This is a genomic window from Microcoleus sp. B13-B6 (genome assembly GCF_036705405.1).
Taxonomy (GTDB): Bacteria; Cyanobacteriota; Cyanobacteriia; order Cyanobacteriales; family Microcoleaceae; genus Microcoleus.
Genome location: NZ_JAUBUJ010000231.1, coordinates 1 through 2,287, shown reverse-complemented (window position 1 = coordinate 2,287; position 2,287 = coordinate 1). Strand labels below are relative to the sequence as shown.

Sequence of the window (2,287 nt, the reverse complement as noted above, 5' to 3'; positions counted from 1 at the left end):
GGAGTAGCACTTCTCGAACGTACCCCACTTGGTAATTACGCCATCACTGTTAGCAATACCCGCATGATTTGCCGATCGCGGGCGTGATAGCACTAACCACCAGAGTTGGGCGGGTTAGGTGGTAAGCAGAGGTCATACTAAATCAACTTAATATCAAGAGTAATTTTAAATATACAAATAATTTAAATTAAAGGGCTACCGCTAGGGTGTAAAAAATAGGGAGTAAGCTATGCTCTACGCTTTGATTAATTCAACAGGAATCCACCGGCTGGAAGTAGAAGAAAAGTTGGAACTGGCAGATTTGCAAAACCGAGTGGGCATTGCAGGTGAACCTGCGTTCATAGAATATGTCCCGAATCAATTTCCAGATCCCGCGATAGACCTAATCTGTGGTCAGTAACCCACCCCTGAAGGGGATGGGCTTGTAAGAAATTGCAAGCCGTACTGACCAGCCTTAGTCCTCAGACTACGTTTTGTGAGTCAAGACACCGGAGAATGCGAAGCTAGTTTTCCGCTCTGTCATTTGCAGTTAAAAAGCGTTAAGGTCACTGACGCAGTGCTGCAAGTCTAAAAAGCTCACTAAACATTGGCGAAGCTAAATTTACCCAGAAATGGAGTGGCAGAAATGTCAAATTTCGTATTCGTTATCGACATTAACAAACAACCTTTAACTCCTTGCCACCCCTCGGTAGCAAGACGGTTGTTAACCTCTGGTAAAGCTGCGGTTTTCCGCAGATACCCATTTACCATTATGCTCAAGGTTTCAAAGAATGAGGTCACACCAGAGCAACTAACTCTTAAGTTAGACCCAGGCTCCAAAACAAGCGGAATCGCTTTATTGCAAGGCTCTAGGGTGCTGTTTGGCGCAGAATTAGCCCATCGGGGTCAAGCAATTAAAGCTAGTCTTGAATCTCGTCGCTCTCTACGGCGCGGTCGTAGAAACAGACATACTCGTTATCGTCCAGCAAGGTTTCTAAACCGGAGTAAACCGAAGGGATGGCTAGCGCCATCTTTGCAGCATCGAGTTGAAACAATAATGACTTGGGTGGCAAAACTAATTAGATTTGCACCAGTTGGTTCAATTGTTCAAGAGTTGGTACGGTTTGATTTGCAACAATTAGAAAACCCAGAAATCTCTGCTGTTGAGTATCAACAAGGCACTTTGCTTGGTTATGAAGTGCGGCAGTATTTGCTTGACAAATGGGATAGAAAATGTGCTTATTGTGGTATCGAAAACGTGCCGTTGCAAGTGGAGCATATCCATCCCAAAGCTAAAGGTGGTACTAACCGCATCTCTAATCTTTGCCTTGCTTGTGAGAAGTGCAATATCAAGAAAGGTACTCAAGATATTGAGAGGTTCCTGGTTAAAAAGCCAGATGTTCTCAAGCGGATACTTGCCCAAGCGAAACGTCCTCTTAAGGATGCGGCAGTAGTTAATTCAACCCGTTGGGCTTTACTGAATCGGCTCAAAGAGATGGGTTTGCCTGTATCGACTGGCTCTGGTGGATTAACCAAGTTTAATCGCACTCGACTGGGATTAGCTAAATCTCACTGGATTGATGCGGCTTGTGTTGGGCATATTGAGTCTTTGGAGGTTTTGACAAATCAACCTTTGTTAATTAAAGCAACTGGACACGGTACGCGCCAAATGTGCCGAACTGATAAATTTGGCTTTCCATCCCGGTACACTCCTCGCAACAAGTTTGTCAAAGGTTTTCAAACTGGCGACATTGTGAAGGCGGTTGTAACCAGTGGAAAGAAAATCGGCACTTATGTTGGTCGTGTTGCTGTTAGAACAAGTGGCTCGTTTAATATTTCTGCATCTGAATTGGTTCAGGGAATTGGTTACAAATACTGCCAAATTGTTCACCGAAAGGATGGCTATAGCTATTCTTTCTCGAAGACTCACTGCGACTAAAGTCGCAAAAACTCCTCCCATGCCTCAAGGCGATGGGTTTCCGTTTTGGAGAATTTTATGAATTGCCCGAACACGCAATTTTATGCGACACTGTTCGCCATAAAATGTATGTCGGCGCGTACAAAGAAATCGATTATTTCCTGTTACAGCAGCATCCTCATGAGCCGTCCCAGTTGACCGCCCAAGAGTTTGAAGAAGCCGTGAAAGCGGTGGAAAGTATGACCTTAGAGCAAATGCAGCGTTTGGGAATGTTCGAGATGTTCGGCAACACCAATCCCCAAGCGCGCCTCGCAACCGCAGAATTGGTGCAGTGGCTAGACCAACAAATCACCGAAGAATTGATACAGCAATATATCCAATTAGCTAATC

2 protein-coding genes and 1 pseudogene are annotated in these 2,287 nt (G+C 44.7%); all 3 read left to right on the top strand.

Annotated features, from left to right (window positions below; translation table 11 throughout):
- Nucleotides 1-229 precede the first annotated feature (229 nt).
- A complete protein-coding gene (locus tag QUB35_RS38820; RefSeq protein ID WP_333049938.1) occupies nt 230-400 on the top strand; it encodes a hypothetical protein in 171 nt (56 codons plus the stop codon).
- A 225-nt stretch (nt 401-625) separates the two neighbouring features.
- Nucleotides 626-1,918 (top strand): RNA-guided endonuclease IscB, encoded by a 1,293-nt coding sequence (gene iscB, locus QUB35_RS38815; protein ID WP_333148374.1) that lies wholly within the window; start codon nt 626-628, stop codon nt 1,916-1,918.
- A gap of 32 nt (nt 1,919-1,950) precedes the next feature.
- Nucleotides 1,951-2,287: pseudogene (locus QUB35_RS38810) on the top strand (hypothetical protein); the annotation flags it as partial.

Coding starts and splice junctions, on each gene's coding strand:
- iscB (WP_333148374.1), top strand. CDS start 626: ATGTCAAATTTCGTATTCGTTATCGACATTAACAAACAACCTTTAACT.
- QUB35_RS38820 (WP_333049938.1), top strand. CDS start 230: ATGCTCTACGCTTTGATTAATTCAACAGGAATCCACCGGCTGGAAGTA.